We start from the raw sequence: 19,634 nt of genomic DNA on the forward strand, positions 1-19,634 counted from the left end.
GTCAGGCCAACCGTTTGAGTTTCGGGTCGAGTGCGTCGCGCAGCCCGTCGCCGAGCAGGTTGATCGCGAGCACCGAGATCAGGATGGCGAGACCGGGCATGGTGACGATCCACCATGCGCTGTCGATGTAGTCGCGTGCCGACGCGAGCATCGCGCCCCACTCCGCCGACGGCGGCTGCACGCCGAGGCCGAGGAAGCCGAGCGCGGCTGCATCGAGAATCGCCGACGAAAAGCCGAGCGTGGCCTGCACGATCAGCGGCGCCGTGCAGTTCGGCAGCACCTGCGAGAACATCAGGCGCAGCGTGCCCGCACCCGCGACGCGCGAGGCCATCACGTACTCCTTGTGCAGTTCGCCCAGCGCCGATGCGCGCGTGAGACGCACATAGCCGGGCAGCGCGACGATTGCGATGGCAAGCATCGTGTTCGTCAGCCCCGGACCGATGATGGCGACGACGGCGACCGCGAGCAGCAGCGACGGCAGTGCGAGCAGCACGTCCATGATGCGCATGATGGGCGTGTCGGCCCACTTCTCGAAGAACGCGGCGATCAGGCCGAGCACGATGCCGGGGATCAGCGCGAGCATCACCGACACGAAGCCGATCCAGAACGACAGACGCGCGCCGTACATCAGACGCGAAAGAATGTCGCGGCCCGCTTCGTCGGTGCCGAGAATGAACTTCCAGCTGCCGCCGTCGAGCCATGCGGGCGGAATCTTCACGGAATCGCGGTACTGCTCGATCGGGCTGTGCGGCGCGATCAACGGCGCAAAGACCGCGACGAAGATCAGCACCAGCACGATGATGCCCGCGCTGACGGCGCCGCGGTTGCGCGAAAAGTTGGCCCAGAATTCGCGGGCGGCGATGGCGCGGCCGCTGGGCGGCGTGACGGCCTGGGGGACGGTGTTTTGGATGTCGGCCATCATGCCTCCCGCCGAGCCGCCTCAAGGGAGGCATGCGCCCCCTTGGGGGGCAGCGAACGAATGTGAGCGTGGGGGTACATATTCATTACCTCGTATGGCGAATGCGCGGGTTCAACACGCCGTACAGCAAATCGACGACGAGGTTCACGACGATCACAAGCGTTGCGATCATCAGGATACCGCCCTGCACGACAGGATAGTCGCGCCGGCCGATCGCATCGATCAGCCATTTGCCGATGCCCGGCCAAGAGAACAAGGTCTCCGTCAGCACCGCGCCCGCGAGCAGCGTGCCGACCTGCAGACCGATCACCGTCACGACGGGAATCAGCGCGTTGCGCAGCGCATGCACGACGATCACGCGCGCCGGCGACAGGCCCTTCGCGCGCGCCGTGCGGATGTAGTCCTCGCGCAGCACTTCGAGCATCGACGAACGCGTCATCCGCGCGACGACTGCGAGCGGAATCGTGCCGAGCACGATCGCGGGCAGAATCAGATGCGAGAGCGCCGAGCGGAACGAGCCTTCGTCGGTGCCTGGCAACAGTGAGTCGATCAGCAGGAAGCCGGTCACGTGCGGGATGTCGTATTCGACCGCGATGCGGCCCGACACGGGCGTCCAGCCGAGCTTCGACGAGAACACCATGATGAGGATCAAGCCCCACCAGAAGATCGGCATCGAATAGCCGGTGAGCGCCGTGCCCATCACGCCGTGATCGACGACGGTGCCGCGCCGCAGCGCCGCGAACACGCCCGCCGGCAGCCCGACGATCAGCGCGAACAGCATCGCGCAGAACGACAGCTCGACGGTGGCGGGGAAGCGCGCAAGGAACTCGTCCATCACGCTGGTATTGGTGATGATCGATGTGCCGAGGTTCCCCTGCAGCGCGTGACCGACGTAATGGATGTATTGAATGGGCAGCGGCTCGTCGAGTCCGAGGCGATGCATCGCGGCTGCGTGCATGGCGGGATCGACGCCGCGCTCGCCCATCATCACTTCGATGGGATCGCCCGGGATCAGGTGAATGAGCGCGAACGCGAGGATCGTGATACCGATGAAAGTCGGTATGACCATCCCGATGCGGCGCAAAACGAATCGGAACATGGTTCGTCCCTATGGTCTTGGTGAGAAAAAACGCAACCGGCGACGAGGGCTCGTGACCCCGGTCGCCGGACCATTTCGACCAGTCTTCTAACCGAACGAAAAGCGTACTGCGTCTGGGACGCAGCGGGCAACGAAACCCGCCGCATCGCGAGATTTACTTCATGGTCACGCCGTCGAAGCGCGCATAGCCTAGCGGCTCGATACGCATATCGACGACCTTCTTGCTGACCGGCTGATACACCGTCGAGTGAGCGATCGGCGAGAACGGCAGCTGCTGCGCGAAGATCTGCTGAGCCTGCGTGTAGAACTTCGTGCGCGCATCCTGGCCCGTCGTTTCGCGGCCCTTCTGCACGAGTTCGTCGAAAGGCTTGTAGCACCACTTCGAGAAGTTGTTGCCGTTCACCGCGTCGCAGCCGAGCAGCGTGCCGAGCCAGTTGTCCGGGTCGCCGTTGTCGCCCGTCCAGCCGATCAGCATCGTGTCGTCTTCGCCCGCGTGTGCGCGCTTGATGTACTCGCCCCACTCGTACGTGACGATCTTCGCCTTCACGCCGATCTTCGCCCAATCGGCCTGGATCATTTCCGCCATCAGGCGGCCGTTCGGGTTGTACGCGCGCTGCACGGGCATCGCCCACAGCGTGATGTCGAAGCCGTTCGGGAAGCCGGCCTTCGCGAGCAGCGCCTTCGCCTTCTCCGGATCGTAAGCCGGCATCTTCAGGCTCTTGTCGTACGACCACTGAGTGGGCGGCATCGGGTTCGTCGCGGCCTGGCCTGCGCCCTGGTAGACGGAGTCGATGATCGCCTTCTTGTTGATCGCCATGTCGAGCGCCTCACGCACTTCGAGCTTGTCGACGGGCTTGTGGCTCACGTTGTACGCCAGATAGCCGAGGTTGAAGCCCGGCTGCGACGGCATGTCGATGTTCGAATCGGCCTTCAGCGGCGCGATGTCGGCGGGGCGCGGATAGCTCATCACCTGGCATTCGTCGCGCTTCAACTTCTGCACGCGCACGCCCGGATCGGGCGTGATCGAGAAAATCAGCTTCGACAGCTTGACCGTGTTCGGCTTCCAGTAATCCGGGTTGCCGTCGTAGCGGATCGTCGCATCCTTCGTATAGCTGCGGAAGATGAACGGGCCCGTGCCGACCGGCTTCTGGTTGATGTCGGCGGCCTTGCCTGCCTTCAGCAGCGAATCCGCATATTCAGCAGACAGGACCGATGCGTATTCCATCGCCAGGTTCTGGATGAACGGCGCGTTGACCTCCTTCAGCGTGAACTTGACGGTGTACGGATCGACCTTTTCGACCTTCTCGATCAGCTTGTCGAGACCCATGTCGGTGAAGTACGGGAACTGCACCGGATAGGCTTTGCGGAACGGCTGGTTCGGGTCCAGCATGCGCTGGAACGTGAACACGACGTCATCCGCATTGAATTCGCGCGTCGGCTTGAAGTACGACGTCGTGTGGAATTTGACGCCGTGGCGCAGATGGAACGTGTACGTCTTGCCATCGGGCGAAACGTCCCACTTCTCTGCCAGGCCCGGCTCGACCTTCGTGCCGCCGCGCTCGAATTCGACGAGGCGGTTGTAGACGGTGAACGTGTTGGCCGTGAAATCCACGCCCGTGGTGTACTGCGCCGGATCGAAGCCCGCTGGACTGCCTTCGGAGCAGTAGACGAGGGTCTTGTTCGGAATATCGGCGGCGTTCGCCAGTTGGGCTCCCGCCATCGATGCCGCTGCAGTCGCGACCAGCATCGTGAGCCGAGCCGCGCGCAACAGTTTGTTTTGCTTCATGTTTCCTCCAGGTTCAGCGCCGGCAAAAACCAGCGTAGCGCGATATTACTGAGCTTTGCCAGGGGCCACAAGCGGAGGAAATTCCTTGTGTTGACGATCGGAAACAGCTGTGCAGCGGACTGCCGCGGCCCGCGCGGCAGCCATCCCGTACAAGAGCGAATTTGCGCAAAGAAGCGGCAAATTCGTTACTTCAAGCCGACGTTCCAGAATTGCGTCGGGCCAAACGGGTCAATTTTGAAGCCAGTGATCGACTTCGACAGCGGCTGATAGACGGTCGAATGTGCAATGGGAGTGAAAGGAACCTCTTGCTTGAAGATTTCCTGGGCCTCGGTGTAGTCCTTCGTGCGCGTGGCCATGTCGGTCGTGCTGCGGGCCTGCTTGATCAGGTCGTCGAAAGGTTTGTAGCACCATTTGGAAAAATTGCTGCCGTTGACGGCGTCGCAGCCGAGCAGCACGCCGAGCCAGTTGTCCGGGTCGCCGTAGTCGCCCGTCCAGCCGATCAGCATCGCTTCGTGCTCGCCGCTATGGGCCCGTCGAATGTACTCACCCCACTCGAAGGTGACGATCTTCGTCTTCACGCCGATCTTCGACCAGTCCGCCTGCAGCATTTCGGCCATCAGGCGCGCATTCGGGTTGTACGGACGCGAAACGGGCATCGCCCACAGTGTGAGATCGAAGCCATCCGGGTAGCCCGCCTGCTTGAGCAGCGCTTTTGCCTTGTCGACGTCATATGGCGCGTCTTTCAGGTTCTTGTCGTAGCCCCATTGTGTCGGCGGCATCGGGTTCGTCGCGGCCTGGCCCGCGCCCTGATAAACGGAATCGATGATCGCCTTCTTGTTGACGGACATATCGAGCGCGCGCCGAACGAGCACGTTGTCGAGCGGCTTTTTCGTCGTGTTGTACGCGATGAAGCCCAGATTGAAGCCCACCTGATGCGGCAGCGCGAGCGACGAGTCCGCCTGGATCTGCGGAATGTCGGCGGGCTTCGGATAGCTCATCACCTGGCATTCGTTGCGCTTGAGCTTTTGCAGACGCACGGATGGATCGATCGTGATCGCGAAGATCAGCTTGCTCACCTTCACGACGCCCGGTTTCCAGTAGTTCGGGTTGCCGTCGAAGCGGATCGAATCGTCCTTCGTGTAGCTGCGGAAAATGAACGGCCCCGTGCCGACGGGGAACAGATTGATGTCGGAGGCCTTGTTCGCCTTCAGCAACTGATCCGCATACTCGGCCGACAGGACCGACGCGAACGGCATCGCAAGCTGCTGGAGAAATGGTGCATCCACTTCCTTCAGCGCGAAGCGGACGGTATACGGATCGAGCGCCTCGATCTTGCTGATGTTCTTCGCGAGGCCGAGGTCGTTGAAGTACGGGAACGACACGGGGTACGCCTTGTGGAACGGGTGCTCCGGATCGAGCATCCGCGTGTAGGTGAAGACGATGTCGTCGGCGTTGAAGTCGCGCGTCGGCTTGAACCAGGCCGTCGTGTGGAACTTGACGCCGTGTCGCAGATGAAACGTGTACTGCAGGCCGTCGCTGGAAACTTCCCACTTTTCGGCGAGGCCGGGCTCGATATCGGTACTGCCGTGACCGAATTCGACGAGCCGGTTATAGATCGTGTACGAACCGGCGCTGAACTCGACGCTCGTCGTGTACTGCGCGGTATCGAACCCGGCGGGACTGCCTTCGGAACAGAACACGACCGTCTTGTCGGGCAGCGACGCCGCGGCGCTCAGACCGGGCGCGACACATGCAGCGACAATCGCGACGGCGGACAAAATGAGCAGGCAGGACTGGCGAACTGCAGACAGCGTCGATGACATTGACATGTTGTTCTCCGCGAGGCAGTTGGGTCGAGTGCCCTTTGGATCATAGTCAGCCAATATTGCGATTCAATATGGGTTTTCACTCCGCGTTCGTGACAGCAAAGCGAATCGAAACGATGAGCGCGACAGTGCGCGTGAAATGAAACGGGCGGCGTACGCCTGCGCGCACGCCGCCCGTATTTACTGCCGATAAAAGAGATCAGAAGCGAAAGATCAGAGGCAAGAAATCAGAAGCCCAGCCGCCCGCAAATGGCTTTCGACGCCGCCGCGCCGTTGAGCGTATAGAAATGCAGGCCCGGCACCTTCGCGTCGACGAGACGGCGGCACAGGTCCGTCACCACGTCGAGGCCGAACGCGCGGATCGCATCGCGGTCGTCGCCGAAACTTTCGAGCCGCTTCGCGACCCAGCGCGGCACTTCCGCGCCGCACATTTCGGAGAAGCGCATCAGCTGCGAGAAGTTAGTGATGGGCATGATGCCCGGCACGATGGGCACATCGACGCCGAGCTTGTGCGCATCGTCGACGAAACGGAAATACGCATCGGCGTTGAAGAAGTACTGCGTGATCGCCGAATTGGCGCCCGCCTTCACCTTGCGCGCGAAGTTCTCCAGATCGTGACGCGGCGACCGCGACTGCGGGTGGTACTCGGGATACGCGGCCACCTCGATGCGGAACCAGTCGCCGAACTCGGCGCGAATGAAGCTCACCAGTTCCGATGCGTAGCGCAGTTCGCCGACTTCGCCCATGCCCGACGGCAGATCGCCGCGCAGCGCGACGATATGGCGGATGCCATGCGAGCGGTACTCGTTGAGAATCGCTCGCAGGCTTTCCTTCGACGAGCCGATGCACGACAGATGCGGCGCGGCATCGACGCCGTCCTTCCCCATCTCGAGCACGGTGTCGAGCGTGCCTTGCTGGGTCGAACCGCCGGCGCCGAACGTGACGGACACGAACTTGGGCTTGAGCGGCAACAGTTGGGCGCGCGTGGCGCGCAGCTTGTCGAGTCCTTCCTGCGTCTTCGGCGGGAAGAATTCGAATGAAAGTTCGATGGGGTTCATGGTCCTGTTGGCAGTCCCGTCAGCCGATGCTGCGGTTGCCGAAGATGAGCGCGGACAGCAGCCACGAAACGATGCTGTACAGGATCGAGCCGAAGAACGCCGACCAGAAACCCGACACTTCGAAGCCCTTCAGCAGCGACGCGCACAGCCAGAAGCACAGCGCGTTCACCACCAGTATGAAGAGCCCGAGCGTGAGTATCGTGACGGGCAGCGTGAGCAGGATCAGCACCGGGCGCAAGACGGCATTGATGAGCCCGAGCACGAGCGCGACGATCAACGCAGTGCCGAAACTGCGGATGTGAATCGACGGCACAAGGTAAGTGATGATCAGAAGCGCGAGCGCGTTGATCACCCAGGTCAGCAATACAGTCATTTACAGCTCCTCGTCGCTTGCGGGCGTGAAGTCCGGGTTGAACGCCAGGGCATGCGCGAAGCACGGCCCGCGCGACGCATCGCGTGGGCCACGTCCCGCCCTATGCGGCCACGCGTGAGGCTATGCGTGCGGCCGCAACGGCCATCTGCTTCGTGCTTCGCTCGATGCAGCCGCATGCCGTGGCACGCGGCTGCATCCGTCATGCCGCCTGGTTGCCGATCAGTAACGGTAGTGGTTCGGCTTGAACGGACCGCTCTTGTCGACGCCGATGTACTTCGCCTGATCGGCCGACAGTTCGGTCAGGTTCGCGCCGATGCGAGCGAGGTGCAGGCGCGCGACCTTCTCGTCCAGCTGCTTCGGCAGCACGTAGACCTTGTTCTCGTACTTGCCGCCTTGCGTGAACAGTTCGATCTGCGCGAGCGTCTGGTTCGTGAACGAGTTCGACATCACGAACGACGGGTGGCCCGTTGCGCAGCCGAGGTTCACGAGGCGGCCTTCCGCCAGCAGGATCACGCGCTTGCCGTCCGGGAAGATGATGTGATCGACTTGCGGCTTGATGTTTTCCCACTTGTACTGACGCGTCGACGCGACGTCGATTTCCGAGTCGAAGTGGCCGATGTTGCAGACGATCGCGTTGTGGCGCATCGCCTTCATGTGATCGTTATTGATCACATGGTAGTTGCCCGTTGCCGTCACGAAGATGTCGGCCTTGTCGGCGGCGTATTCCATCGTCACGACGCGGTAGCCTTCCATCGCGGCTTGCAGCGCGCAGATCGGATCGATTTCCGTGACCCACACGGTCGCGCCCAGGCCGCGCAGCGATTGCGCGCAGCCCTTGCCCACGTCGCCGTAACCTGCGACCACGGCGATCTTGCCCGCGATCATCACGTCCGTCGCGCGCTTGACGCCGTCCACCAGCGACTCGCGGCAGCCATACAGGTTGTCGAACTTCGACTTCGTGACGGAATCGTTCACGTTGATGGCCGGGAACGGCAGACGGCCTTCCTTCTCCATCTGATACAGGCGATGCACGCCCGTCGTCGTTTCTTCCGTGACGCCCTTGATGTGTGCGAGACGCGTCGAGTACCACGTCGCGTCGGCGTCGAGATGCTTGCCGATGGCCTTGTACAGCGCGACTTCTTCTTCGTTGGTCGGCTTCGCGATCACCGAGCGGTCCTTCTCGGCCTTCGCGCCGAGAATCAGCAGCAGCGTTGCGTCGCCGCCGTCATCGAGGATCATGTTCGCGAATTCGCCGTTGGGCCATTCGAAGATGCGGTGCGTGAACTCCCAGTATTCGTCGAGCGATTCGCCCTTGAACGCGAACACGGGCGTGCCGCCCTTCGCGATCGCGGCAGCGGCGTGGTCCTGCGTCGAGAAGATGTTGCACGACGCCCAGCGGACGTCGGCGCCGAGCGCCTTCAGCGTTTCGATCAGCACGCCCGTCTGGATGGTCATGTGCAGCGAGCCGGCGACGCGCGCGCCCTTCAGCGGCTGCTGCGCCTTGTACTCTTCGCGGATCTGCACGAGGCCGGGCATTTCCGTCTCGGCGATGTCGAGTTCCTTGCGACCCCAGTCGGCGAGCGACAGGTCGGCAACGACAAAATCCTGGGAATCTTTCGAATCGTAGACAGCGGCGTTCATCACGCCCTCCTTTCTAAAAATAACTAGAAATGTGACGTGAGCGCCGTTCGATGCGGTTGGTTTGTAAGCGCGGCGCGCGTCCAATCCTTCCGATTGAAAGCCTTCGAGCCTGGCGGGCGGAACCCGTCGCAACGCTCCTCGAAGACGAACGGCGATTGTAGCAAAACGAGATGGCTTGCGGTGGTGCGCTTCGGCCTATGCCGATTGTCCTGTCGGCGATGCGCCGGCAGGCGGCGGCGTCAGTTGCGGCGCCAGTTCGGCGTCGCGCAGTTCCTTGACGGCTGCGTAGGCGCGATGCACGAAGCGCCACGAAGCATCGCGGGTCGCGGCGATCAGTTCGTCGGGCGCGGCGAGCATGCCCATCGAAATGCGGAAATAGCGCTCGGCGTGAATGTTCGGGTGATAGTGCATGCGCACGCGCTTGCAGTCGTCGAGGCGCGGATTGCCGAAGATGTTCAGCAGCGCCAGCGAAAACGCGCCGTCTTCGCCGCCATGGCGCCGGAACACGTCATCGAGCGGAAAGCCGCCGAACGCCGCATAGACGGAACGGCGAATCACGAGACTGCTCGGCACCGTGTTGCTCAGAACGGCCGCGTGGCTTTCGAATTGCGGATGCCCGGTGATGTCGGCGGGAAAGCCGCAAAAATCGACGTCGAGCCGGATCGACGGCTGATGCGGATGCTCCGCCATGAAAGCGGCGGCGCTCGCCAGCGCGCCGGGCAGATATTCGTCGTCGGCGTCGATGAAAGCCAGCAGCGGATGAAGCGCATGCATCGCGCCCCAGTTCCGCGCACGAGCCGCGCCGCCGTTGTGCGGCATGCGCAGAAGCTCGACACGCGGATGCTGCCGCGCGTAGTGCGCAACGATTTCGGCGCAAGCGTCCTGCGAGCCGTCGTCGACCACGACGATCTGCGCCGCCTCCGGCTGCACGACACAGCTATCGAGCGTGCGGGCGAGCGTCTTGTCGGCGTTGTAGCAGGGAATGATGACGGAGATGGGCAGCATCGCGAGGACGGGCGACCGTGAAAAGACAGTGCGTCGATCATAAAGCCGACGCGCCGCCTTTTATCCCGATTTGATCGCGCGTGCCCTTCGCGTCAGAGCGGCAGCATGCTGAAAAGCGGCGCGAGCAGCACCATCACGACGCCGGCGATCATCATCGTCAGGCTGGCGACGACGCCTTCTTCGCTGCCCAGCTCGCGCGCCTTCGCGGTCCCAACGCCATGCGCCGCCGCGCCGAACAGCGCGCCGCGCGCGAGCCGCGTGCGCAGCGGCACCAGCGCGAGCACGATTTCGCCGAACAGCATCCCGCAGACGCCCGTCGCGATCACGAACAGCGCGGTCAGATCTTTCGGCGCGTGAATCTTGTCGGAGACGGCGAGCGCGAACGGCGTCGAGACGGAGCGCGTCATCAGGCTGCGCTGCAGTTCCGGCGACAGATGCAGCAGCTTCGACAGCGCGAGCGATCCGCCCACCGCGACCACGATGCCGACCGTCACGCCGACGGTGAGGGAAATCCAGTGACGCTTGAGCAGCGCGCGATACTCGTAGATCGGCACCGCAAACGCGACGGTGGCCGGGCCGAGCAGCCACATCAGCCAGCGCGTGTCCTCGAAGTAGACGGCGTACGGAATCCGCGTGACCATGACGATCGCGGCGAGCACGGCCGGCACTGCGACGAGCGGCGTCAGCCACGGCGACCTGAAGCGCGCGTACAGCGCCTTCGACGCGAAATAGAGCACCACCGTCAGCACGAAGCAGCCCGCGGCGATCAGCCGGGACGCGTCGTCGGCGAAAAGGGACGTGTAGAGGGCGCTCATGATGGCGTGACTCGCAACTGGAATTAGCGGAAGCTTCGACGGTCGAGGCCGTGCCCGGCCTGGCCACGCTGGACCCGCTGGACCATCACGCGGCGCAGCGCGAGGCGTCGTTCGAGGCGCGCGGCCTGCTCGACGGCGAACGCGACGGCCACCATCACCATCAGCGTGCCCGCGACGACCACGAGCGCGAGGCGCCAGCCGTCTTCGCGGAACAGGCCGCCGTACTGGACAGCCGCGACGGCCGCCGGGATGAAGAACAGCAGCATGTCGGACAGCAGCCAGTCGGCGCCCGCCTTCACCCAGCGAGGCGCGACGCCGCCGCAGAACAGCAGCGCGAGCAACGCGACGAGCCCGACGACGCCGCCCGGCACGGGCAAGCCGAAGCGGCGCACGACGAAATCGGCGGCGAACCAGACGCCCGCGATCGCGGCGCTCTGCACGGCGATCCGGCTGATTCTCGCGAGCGGCGACGCCGCGTCGACGCGAACTGAAGCGGCAATACGAGCGATAAGCGGCGAGATCATGGCAAACCCTAGGTGACATTTCGATTGAATTCAGTATAGGGTGCGTCGCAACATAAATAAAATGACTTAGAACTATTTGCTCCATTCCTAATTGGAATTCACGAGCTACAAGGGCTACAAACATGGAACTGCGCGCGTTGCGTTATTTCGTCGAGGTCGTCCGGCAGCAAAGCTTCACCGTCGCGGCCGAGCAGATGTTCGTCACGCAGCCGACCATCAGCAAGATGGTGAAGTCGCTGGAAGACGAGATCGGCTCGCCGCTGCTGCTGCGCGACGGCCGGCAGATGTTGTTGACGGACGCCGGGCGGATCGTCTATCACCGCGGCCAGGACGTGCTCGCGGCCTACGCGCAATTGCAGGCCGAACTGAACGATGTCGGCACGCTCGGGCGCGGCGAACTGACGATCGGCATTCCGCCGATGGGCGGCTCGCTCTTCACGCCCGCCATTGCCACGTTCCGGCAGCGCTATCCGAAAGTCGAATTGAAGCTGTTCGAGCAGGGCTCGAAAGCGATCGAGGCCGCTTTGATTTCGGGCGAACTCGAACTGGGCGGCGTCCTGCAGCCTGTCGACCCGGAGATGATCGACGTGCTGCCGATGACACGTCAGGTGCTGTGGCTCGTCGCGCGCCGGGGCTCGCGCTGGGACGCCCTGCACGAAGTGCCGCTCGCCGATCTCGCGAACGAACCGTTCGTGTTCTACGGCGAGAGCCTCGCACTCAACGACGTCGTGCTGACGGCCTGCCGCACGGCCGGTTTCGCGCCGACCATCGTCGGGCGCAGCGGGCATTGGGATTTCATGGCGGCGCTGGTGCTGGCGGGCGTCGGCATTGCGCTGCTGCCCGCGCCGTATTGCAGGCGGCTCGACGCGGCGCAGTTCACCTGCCTGCCCGTCGTCGAGCCGGAGATTCCGTGGGAGATGGCGATCGGCTGGCGGCGCAACGGCTATCTGTCGCACGCTGCGCGCGCATGGCTCGACGTCGCGCGCGAGACGCTGGCGGGACTGACCACCGACAACTTCACGCACACACCCACGTTCGACGTGCCCGCACCGTCGCCGGATCGGCCGAAATCGACGCTCAAATGAAAAATGCCGCCCGGTCTGCGTCGGGCGGCATGCTGTTCTGCTTGCGGGCGCGTGGCGCTTATTGCGCGCGGGCTTGGGCTTTCGCCGCCTGTGCCTGCGTGCCTTGCGTTTGCGCGGCTCGTGTTCGCGCTTCGTGCGTGACGCTTGCTGCGGATCGCGCGGCATCGAACGCGCTCACCTGATACGTCGCGCCGAACAGTGCTTTCACGCGGTCCGGCCAGCCGGCCTTCGCGTCGGCGGCGGCACCGCTCAGCTCGACACGCGTGCCGCCGATCTTCATCTCGGCGCGCGGCGTCTGCATCAGCGGCAACAGCGCGTCGATGTGCGCGAGCCAGTCGGCGGCCTTCGTGTTGTCGTCGACGGTGATATCGGCGTTGAAGTTGCCCGCGCCGAATTTCGCCGTCAGCGCGTTCAACAGCACGGATTTCTCCGCGACGTTCTGCACGCTTGCCGTAATCGTCGGCTTGCCGCCCTTGTCGACGGCGACGATCAACCGTGAATCCTTCGCGGCCGCAAGTGCTTGCGGCTCGATCTTGCCCGTCGTGCTCGCCGCGCCATCCGGCTGCGCTTCCGATGCGGAATGCACGGCCGCATCCTGCGCGTCGGCGGAACGGGCGGCCGTGATCGTCGGAGTCGAAGGCGTCGCCGCGACCGCATTGCGACCGAGGAAATTCACCGCCGATGGGCAATAAGCCAGCGCGATCCACGTCAGCATCGCGGTCATCGCGCCGAGCATCGCCGACAAGGCCGCCGCGCCGAACCAGTGCTTCGCCTTCGGGCCGCCGTAGCGCACTTCGCGCACCGTCTGCGCGGCCGGCGCAGCAGCCGCCGCAGACGCAGCCGCCGCCGGTTCAACAGGATCGCGGGCCGGCGCGGGCACCGCAGCCGGTCGCTCGAAATGCGCCGACACCGCGCGCACATGCAGGCCAACGGCGTTCACGAACGCGGACGCGCTACCCAGCCCGAGCACTGTCGTCAGTCCGTCGTTCAGATGAGGCGCGATGACCGGCAACTGCTGGCCGAGCAGCGTCGGCAGCTGACCGATATTGCCCTGCTGAGCCAGAAGGTGACGCTTCAGCACGCCCATCAGGATGCTGCCCGCGATGCCCGTCACCGCGTGCGTCGCGTGCGCGGGCACGCCCGTTTGCATCGATACGGCGTCGCTCAGACCGTCGATACGGCGCTCGAACGTGTGCTCGAGCAACTGGCGTCCCGTCGACGACAATTGCGTCACGCCCGTCGTGCTCGCGAAGATGCGCGGCAACTGCTCGCCGATCTCCGCGTTGACTTCCTGGCCGAGAATCGTCGCGAACAGCGCGCGTGCGCCGTCGAGCGTCGCGCACCGGTTCAGGAGACCTGCAACGAGCGCCGGCGAAGCGGCGTTCACAACTTTCGCCGTCGCCTCCGGCGGCAACCCGAGGCAGTTCGACAGTTGCCGAACCACCGCTTCCGGCAACGCCGACCGGATCAGTTCAATCACATTGACACTCATCGATTCGTTTCCCTGAATTTCGAGCGCGCGCCACACGCGCCTCATTGGGGCGCGATTATAGGAGCGGGAAAATCTCAGAAATGAAGCGATGACTGAATTTTGAGCTTTATCGGACTAATCCTATTTCGCTGCCGCGCCAGCGGGTTCATCCGCGATAACGGACGACGCGATTTTGCCGCGCGTGGCAGCGATGAAATCGGCGGCACGCTCTCTGATCATCACCGTCGGCGCGTTCGTGTTGCCGCCGACCGGCGTCAGCATCACCGATGCGTCGACCACGCGCAGGCCCGTCACGCCACACAGCCGCAGGCCCGTCACGCACGCGCAATTGCCCCTTCGCAGCCGAGCCGCGCGCGCTCGTCGTAGTCGAGCGGATGGCAACGCGTGTAGACCATCGCGTTGATCGCGCTCGATCCGCCGAAACCGCGTCCTCTCGGCTGATAGCCGCGCCGTCCGTTGAGGCCGGTTTGCGGCGTCGTCAGATAGCCGTAGTTGGTCTTGAGCCGGAACGGCACGATGGCAGCGACGCCAAGCGGCATGTCGACGAAGAAATTGCGCCCGGTGTGCGGGCGGGCCTCGATGAGTGCGATCGTCGCATCGGGACCGTGCTCCGCGAGACGTCCCGCTAGCGAACGGCCGCCCGAGCCTGCGCCGACGATCACATAGTCGTATTGCATCCGCTCCTCCTCCGCTCGCACCGCACGACGTTGCCCGCAGCATCTGTCTCATGCACACTTGTCTACGTGTGCTGACTGCGCTTGTAGGGAGCGAGGGCCGTTCGTGGCGCATCGATGACAGAGCGATCCCTCTAAGCGCAACGCGCATCAGCCTCCTATGATGAAAGCTTCCGTCCGCGCGATGCCGCGCGCCCGGACATCGTTCAAACACGGTCTTTTGCGCGCCGCTGTCCACACGCATGGCTTGCGCGCTCCAATCAAACAGCGCCTCGAAAAAACCAACGGCGCGTGTCCGCCAAACGGAGACTTGCGATGGAACGGTTCGGCCCCGGCAAGACGCACAACGTGACCAATCAGGTCCCGCCGCTCGCGAACTACAGCCTGTTTTCGAGCGATGCCGCACTCGCCGCCGCCGTCGATCGCGAAGGCGCGGCGTGGCATCGCGAGGCGCTCGCCCGCGACGGCGCCGCGCTGACGACACCCGAAATCCTCGCGCTCGCCGATCTCGCGAACCGTCATACGCCCGAGCTTGCGACCTTCAACCCGCGCGGCGAACGCATCGACGCGCTCGAGTTTCATCCCGCGTGGCACACGCTGCTCGGTCTGCTGCGTCGCGAGGGCCTGCACGCGCTGCCGTTTTCCGATCCGCGGCAAGGCGCGATGGTCGCGCGCTGCGCGGGCTATTTCCTGCACGCGCAACTGGAATCCGGCTCGCTCTGTCCGCTGACGATGACATTCGCGAGCATCCCCGTATTGCAACTCGAGCCCGCGCTGTTCGCCACGCTGCGCGACAAGCTCTATTCACGCGAACACGATGCGCGCGACGTGCCGCTCGATCAGAAGACCTCGATGATGGTCGGCATGGGCATGACTGAAAAGCAAGGCGGATCGGATGTGCGCAGCAACCAGACGCAAGCATTCGCGGCGAACGGCGGCGGACGCGGCGCGGCGTATCGGCTCGTCGGCCACAAATGGTTTTTCTCCGCGCCGCAGTGCGATGCGCATCTCGTGCTCGCGCGCACCGGCGATCACGCAGGCCTGTCGTGCTTCTTCGTGCCGCGCTTCGCACCCGACGGCAGCAAGAACGCAGTGCGCATCCAGCGGCTGAAGGACAAGCTCGGCAACCGCTCGAACGCAAGCAGCGAAGTCGAGTTCTTCGATGCCTACGGCCTCATGATCGGCGACGAAGGGCGCGGCGTGCCGACCATCATCGAAATGGCGAACTACACGCGGCTCGACTGCGTGATCGGCAGCGCGGCGTTGATGCGCGCCGCGCTCGTGCAGGCGATCCATCACACGCGCCATCGCAGCGCGTTCGGCAAGCATCTCGTCGATCAGCCGCTGATGCGCAACGTGCTCGCCGATCTCGCGCTCGAATCGGAGGCGGCGACGGTGCTGTTCATGCGCCTCGCGCGCGCATTCGAAGACACGGCGAACGCGCCCGAAGAACGCGCGTGGCGGCGGCTCGTCACGCCCGCCGCGAAGTACTGGGTCTGCAAGCGCACGCTCGAATTCACGGGCGAAGCGATGGAGGTATGGGGCGGCAACGGCTACGTCGAAGAAGGACCGATGGCGCGCTTCTATCGTGAAGCACCTGTGAATTCGATCTGGGAAGGCTCGGGCAACGTGATGTGTCTCGACGTGCTGCGTGCAATGGAACGCGAGCCCGAAGCGGCGCAGGCGTTGCTGGCCGCATGGCGCAAAGAGGCGCACGCGCATCCGGCGCTGAATGCTGCGATCGAACGGCTGATGAGCGCGCTGACGTCGGCGCCCGAAGCGCGCGAGGCGTCCGCGCGCCGCATCGCGCAGCAAATCGTGCTGATCGCGCAATCGGTGCTGCTCGCGCAGCATGCGCCGTCGTTCGTCGCCGATGCCTTCATCGCGACACGGCTCGGCGAAGGCTGCGGCGAGAGCGGCCGTGTGTATGGCACGCTGCCGTCCGCGTTCGATCATGCGGCGATCGTCGACCGCGCGTTCGCGGGCTGACTGCGCGGCACGACGCGCGCGACACAGAACAACACACAGAACACGAGAGACGAACGATGAAAAACGACCTGCCGGAAGTCGCAGCACTCGAAGGCCTGTTGCGCGAACAACGGACCGCGTATCTGCGCGCGCCGTATCCGTCGTGGGATCAGCGCGCCGCGCATCTGAGGGCGTTGCGCGATGTGCTGCTCGACAATCGCGATGCACTCGCGGACGCGATGAATGTCGACTTCGGCAATCGCGCAAAAGAAGAAATCCTGCTGGCCGAGTTTCTGCTCGTGAAAGAGGAGATCGACGGCGCGCTGCGTAACGGCAAACGCTGGATGACAGCGCAACGGCGCGCGACGAATAAATGGCTGTTGCCCGCGCGCGCGAAGATCGTGCCGCAACCACTCGGCGTGGTGGGGATCATCGTGCCGTGGAATTATCCCGTGCTGCTCGCGGCCGGTCCGCTCATCAGCGCGCTCACGGCGGGCAACCGCGCGATCGTGAAGATGTCGGAGCTGACGCCGCGCACGTCGATGCTCTTCGAACAGCTGATCGCACAAACCTTCGCGCGCGATCACGTCGCCGTCGTCAATGGCGATGCAAAGCTCGCCGCTGCATTCAGCGCGCAGCCGTTCGATCATCTGCTGTTCACCGGCTCGACGAAGGTCGGCCATGATGTGATGCGCGCCGCCGCCGAGCATCTGACGCCCGTGACGCTCGAGCTTGGCGGCAAGTCGCCTGCGATCGTCGGGCCGGGTGCGCGCTTCGACTATGCCGTCGACAGCATCGTCGCGGGCAAGACGCTCAACGCCGGGCAGGCATGCATCGCGCCGGATTACGTGCTCGTGCCGCGCGGCAAGGAACAGGCGTTCATCGAACGGGCGCGCGTGCGCATGGCACACCTGTATCCGGATTTCGCGCGCAACCGCGATTACACGTCGATCATTTCGCCGCGCCATTTCGCGCGGCTGCAACGTCTCGCCGACGAAGCGCGCGAACAGGGCGCGCAACTGCACGCGCTCACCGATTCGACGGCCGATGCGAACACGCGCCGCTTTCCGCCCGTCGCCGTGACTCATGCAGCCGACGCATCCATGCTGATGCAGGAAGAGATTTTCGGTCCGCTGCTGCCCGTCGTTCCCTACGATTCGATCGACGACGCGATTCGCTATGTCAACGCGCGGCCGCGTCCGCTGTCGTTGTATCTGTACGAAGAGGACAAGGCCACGATCGCGCGCGTCACGCACGAAACGATCGCGGGCGGCATGTCCGTCAACGAGACGTTGATGCACCTCGCTTGCGAGAGCCTGCCGTTCGGCGGCGTCGGCGCAAGCGGCATGGGCGCGTATCACGGATATGAGGGCTTCGTCACGTTCTCGAAGATGAAGCCGGTTTTCACGCAGTCGCGCTTCAATGGGCGCGAATTGATCGCGCCGCCATACGGCAAGCGCGTGCGGGCACTGCTTGCATTGATGATGCGGCACTGAGGCCCAGTCGTGGCCGCTGTTTTCCTGTGCGGCTACCGTGCCGCTTCCGATGGCGGCGTCGCGGAAACGGTGAGTTCGGTGGACGGCGCGTCGTCGGCCGCGCCGCTTTCGAGCCGATGCAGCCAGGCCAGCAGTTCCGCAACGGCCTGATACAACTGCGGCGGAATGCGCGAGTTGAGATCGACCTGCATCAGCAGCGACACCATCTCCGGTGCTTCGTGCACATACAGTCCCGCTTCCTTCGCGCGCTGCACGATCATCTCGGCGACGAGCCCGTAGCCCTTCGCGATGACACGCGGCGCTTCGTCGTGACCGTGCGAATCGTAGACCAGCGCCGCCGCGCTCCTGCGATGGGTGCGGCTCATTGCAGCTCCCAGTCGAAGTTGTCGTCGGCGGCGTCGTGCGAATGCGGCTTGCCCGCCGGCGCGTCCGTCGAGCGCGTGTCCGTCGACCTCGCATACGCCGATGCCGCAGCGGCCGCCGCAGCCGCGCCGCCCGCAAGCGCATTCCCGCCGATCTCGCGGATCGACAGCCCGCTCAGCTCGATGCCCGCTTGCGCAAGCCGTTGCCGGAACGCGTCGCCCTGCGCCGACAGACGCGCCGCGCCGCCCGGGCTCGCGAGCACGCGCGCGACGAGCCGCGTGCCCGTCAGCGTGAGTTCGGCGTCGACGGTGCCGAGCGTCGGCAGCGACAGCGTGAGGCGCGTGCGCCACGGATATTCGTCGTCGGCGGAAGAAGCGCCGCTGCCGCCGCGCCGCCATTCGTCGCCTTCCTGCTCGATCGTCCAGTCGAGCCGCGCGCCGGGCCATGCCTCGCCCGTCCAGCGGAACTGCCCCGTCGCGAGCAGATCGAGCTGCTGGCGCACGAGCGGAATCGTCGCGGGATGCAGCGCCGCCGCCATCGACTGCGGCTGACGCCCGTTGCTGTCGTCGATGCCCGCTGCACTGGCCGAAGCCGCATGTGGCGCCGCGTGCTCGTCCGTCATGTCGATGATGTCGTGCGTCGCCATGTCGAACGTCGTGAAGCGCGCCGACTGCGCATGCGGACCATCGGGCGCGCCGCGCGCAGCGAAATTCGCCGAAGCCGCCGCGCCCGAACCCGCGCCGCTCGCCGGATGGCCTTGCGTCCACGACAGCGGATCGTCGGCGTCGTGGCTCCAGTCGAGCGGCAACTGCGACGCCATGTCGGCAAGATGATTCTGCGGCTCGGCGGCGAGCGATTCGACGGGCCTTTGCCCCGAGAGCCACTGCGCGAGATGCGATTCGTAGAAGAGCCCGCTTTCGTCGACGGTGCGCATGAGCGCCGCCGCGAGTTCGGCAACGGGCACGGGCGCCGCGACGACATTCGATGCCGCGTTCGATCCCTGCGCCGCGTTCGCGCCTTCGCCTTTCGCGCCTTGCATTGACGCCGCATTCCCCGCCGCGTTCGCCACAGCGGAAGCGCCCGATGCGCCCGTCCCCGCATCGAACAACGGCAATGGCGCGACATCGATAGCGGGCGCGGCGGGCCACACGGGCGCCTGGCCGACGAGCGCGGGCGTCGCCTCGCCGCCCGAGCGCGTGATGGCGTCGAGCGTCAGCGCGACGGCGGACAATGCCGTCTGCGCGGAAGCGGGCAAAGGCGCGGGCGTGGCCGCAACGGGCGTGGCAGGTGTTCTGACGTTGAGCGACGCGTCCGCTTGCGAGGCCGTCGCACTGGCGCGCGCGCCGACGGAAAGGAGGCTGTCGATGCGGCTAGCCAGCAGCGTTGCCACCGCCGAGTCGATTCCGTTCATGCCCGCTTCCTTTCGCGTCTTGACGATGCGTGGCCGCTAGCGGCGCGTGCGCCCATGCGGCTCATGTTGGACCGTGTTACTGGACCGGAAAAAAAGCGC

17 protein-coding genes, 1 pseudogene and 1 riboswitch are annotated in these 19,634 nt (G+C 64.7%); of the genes and pseudogenes, 3 read left to right on the forward strand and 15 right to left on the reverse strand.

The genetic code is table 11. The features are described from left to right. Position 1: 1 nt before the first annotated feature. From BMW76_RS28515 to BMW76_RS28560, 10 genes are all read right to left on the reverse strand, one after another. Positions 2-919 carry an ABC transporter permease subunit gene (locus BMW76_RS28515; protein ID WP_090871345.1) on the reverse strand — a complete coding sequence of 306 codons (918 nt, stop codon included), beginning with the start codon at positions 917-919 and terminating at the stop codon, positions 2-4. A gap of 85 nt (positions 920-1,004) precedes the next feature. Then, entirely contained in the window at positions 1,005-2,018 is a 1,014-nt protein-coding gene (locus tag BMW76_RS28520; protein ID WP_090871347.1) for an ABC transporter permease subunit, read from the reverse strand. 154 nt (positions 2,019-2,172) lie between these two features. Continuing rightward, on the reverse strand, positions 2,173-3,804 hold the full coding sequence (locus BMW76_RS28525) for an ABC transporter substrate-binding protein (RefSeq protein ID WP_090871349.1): 1,632 nt from the start codon (positions 3,802-3,804) through the stop codon (positions 2,173-2,175). Positions 3,805-3,989: 185 nt separating this feature from the next. After that, positions 3,990-5,633: an ABC transporter substrate-binding protein gene (locus tag BMW76_RS28530; protein ID WP_090871351.1), complete on the reverse strand. Its 1,644-nt coding sequence runs from the start codon at positions 5,631-5,633 to the stop codon at positions 3,990-3,992. Between the two features lie 224 nt (positions 5,634-5,857). After that, a complete protein-coding gene (gene metF / locus BMW76_RS28535; protein WP_090871353.1) occupies positions 5,858-6,688 on the reverse strand; it encodes a methylenetetrahydrofolate reductase [NAD(P)H] in 831 nt (276 codons plus the stop codon). 19 nt (positions 6,689-6,707) lie between these two features. Continuing rightward, the gene (locus tag BMW76_RS28540; RefSeq protein ID WP_087736270.1) at positions 6,708-7,061 is read right to left on the reverse strand and encodes a phage holin family protein; all 354 of its coding nucleotides are present in this window, start codon (positions 7,059-7,061) and stop codon (positions 6,708-6,710) included. A gap of 219 nt (positions 7,062-7,280) precedes the next feature. Continuing rightward, the gene (ahcY, locus tag BMW76_RS28545) at positions 7,281-8,702 is read right to left on the reverse strand and encodes an adenosylhomocysteinase (RefSeq protein WP_090871355.1); all 1,422 of its coding nucleotides are present in this window, start codon (positions 8,700-8,702) and stop codon (positions 7,281-7,283) included. 31 nt (positions 8,703-8,733) lie between these two features. Then, a riboswitch (S-adenosyl-L-homocysteine riboswitch) is annotated at positions 8,734-8,848 on the reverse strand. A gap of 49 nt (positions 8,849-8,897) precedes the next feature. Next, the gene (locus tag BMW76_RS28550; RefSeq protein ID WP_090871357.1) at positions 8,898-9,707 is read right to left on the reverse strand and encodes a glycosyltransferase family 2 protein; all 810 of its coding nucleotides are present in this window, start codon (positions 9,705-9,707) and stop codon (positions 8,898-8,900) included. A gap of 92 nt (positions 9,708-9,799) precedes the next feature. Next, complete coding sequence (locus BMW76_RS28555; protein WP_090871358.1) at positions 9,800-10,522, reverse strand: LrgB family protein; 723 nt, start codon at positions 10,520-10,522, stop codon at positions 9,800-9,802. 23 nt (positions 10,523-10,545) lie between these two features. After that, on the reverse strand, positions 10,546-11,046 hold the full coding sequence (locus BMW76_RS28560) for a CidA/LrgA family protein (RefSeq protein WP_090871360.1): 501 nt from the start codon (positions 11,044-11,046) through the stop codon (positions 10,546-10,548). A 122-nt stretch (positions 11,047-11,168) separates the two neighbouring features. Between BMW76_RS28560 and BMW76_RS28565 the strand changes: the two genes are divergently transcribed. Beyond that, positions 11,169-12,131: a LysR family transcriptional regulator gene (locus tag BMW76_RS28565; RefSeq protein ID WP_090871362.1), complete on the forward strand. Its 963-nt coding sequence runs from the start codon at positions 11,169-11,171 to the stop codon at positions 12,129-12,131. Between the two features lie 58 nt (positions 12,132-12,189). Here BMW76_RS28565 and BMW76_RS28570 read toward each other — a convergent pair whose 3' ends face one another. The 3 genes and pseudogenes from BMW76_RS28570 to BMW76_RS28580 form a co-directional block, all read right to left on the reverse strand. Next, on the reverse strand, positions 12,190-13,623 hold the full coding sequence (locus BMW76_RS28570; protein ID WP_090871413.1) for a DUF937 domain-containing protein: 1,434 nt from the start codon (positions 13,621-13,623) through the stop codon (positions 12,190-12,192). A gap of 120 nt (positions 13,624-13,743) precedes the next feature. Next, on the reverse strand, positions 13,744-13,941 hold the full coding sequence (locus tag BMW76_RS42500) for a GMC oxidoreductase (protein WP_090871363.1): 198 nt from the start codon (positions 13,939-13,941) through the stop codon (positions 13,744-13,746). 14 nt (positions 13,942-13,955) lie between these two features. Then, positions 13,956-14,300 (reverse strand): annotated as a pseudogene (locus tag BMW76_RS28580) (GMC family oxidoreductase N-terminal domain-containing protein); the annotation flags it as partial. 312 nt (positions 14,301-14,612) lie between these two features. On the opposite strand from BMW76_RS28580, the gene BMW76_RS28585 reads away from it, so the two are divergent. Both BMW76_RS28585 and BMW76_RS28590 read left to right on the forward strand, forming a co-directional pair. Then, positions 14,613-16,286, forward strand: a complete 1,674-nt coding sequence (locus BMW76_RS28585; protein ID WP_090871365.1) for an isovaleryl-CoA dehydrogenase — start codon at positions 14,613-14,615, stop codon at positions 16,284-16,286. A 56-nt stretch (positions 16,287-16,342) separates the two neighbouring features. Beyond that, the gene (locus tag BMW76_RS28590; protein WP_090871367.1) at positions 16,343-17,761 is read left to right on the forward strand and encodes a coniferyl aldehyde dehydrogenase; all 1,419 of its coding nucleotides are present in this window, start codon (positions 16,343-16,345) and stop codon (positions 17,759-17,761) included. Between the two features lie 32 nt (positions 17,762-17,793). Here BMW76_RS28590 and BMW76_RS28595 read toward each other — a convergent pair whose 3' ends face one another. Both BMW76_RS28595 and fliK read right to left on the reverse strand, forming a co-directional pair. Then, entirely contained in the window at positions 17,794-18,126 is a 333-nt protein-coding gene (locus BMW76_RS28595) for an EscU/YscU/HrcU family type III secretion system export apparatus switch protein (protein ID WP_090871369.1), read from the reverse strand. Continuing rightward, positions 18,123-19,535: a flagellar hook-length control protein FliK gene (fliK, locus tag BMW76_RS28600; protein WP_090871370.1), complete on the reverse strand. Its 1,413-nt coding sequence runs from the start codon at positions 19,533-19,535 to the stop codon at positions 18,123-18,125. Before fliK ends, BMW76_RS28595 begins: the two co-directional genes overlap by 4 nt. Between the last annotated feature and the right edge of the window lie 99 nt (positions 19,536-19,634).

The organism is Paraburkholderia diazotrophica (assembly GCF_900108945.1).
GTDB lineage: Bacteria > Pseudomonadota > Gammaproteobacteria > Burkholderiales > Burkholderiaceae > Paraburkholderia > Paraburkholderia diazotrophica.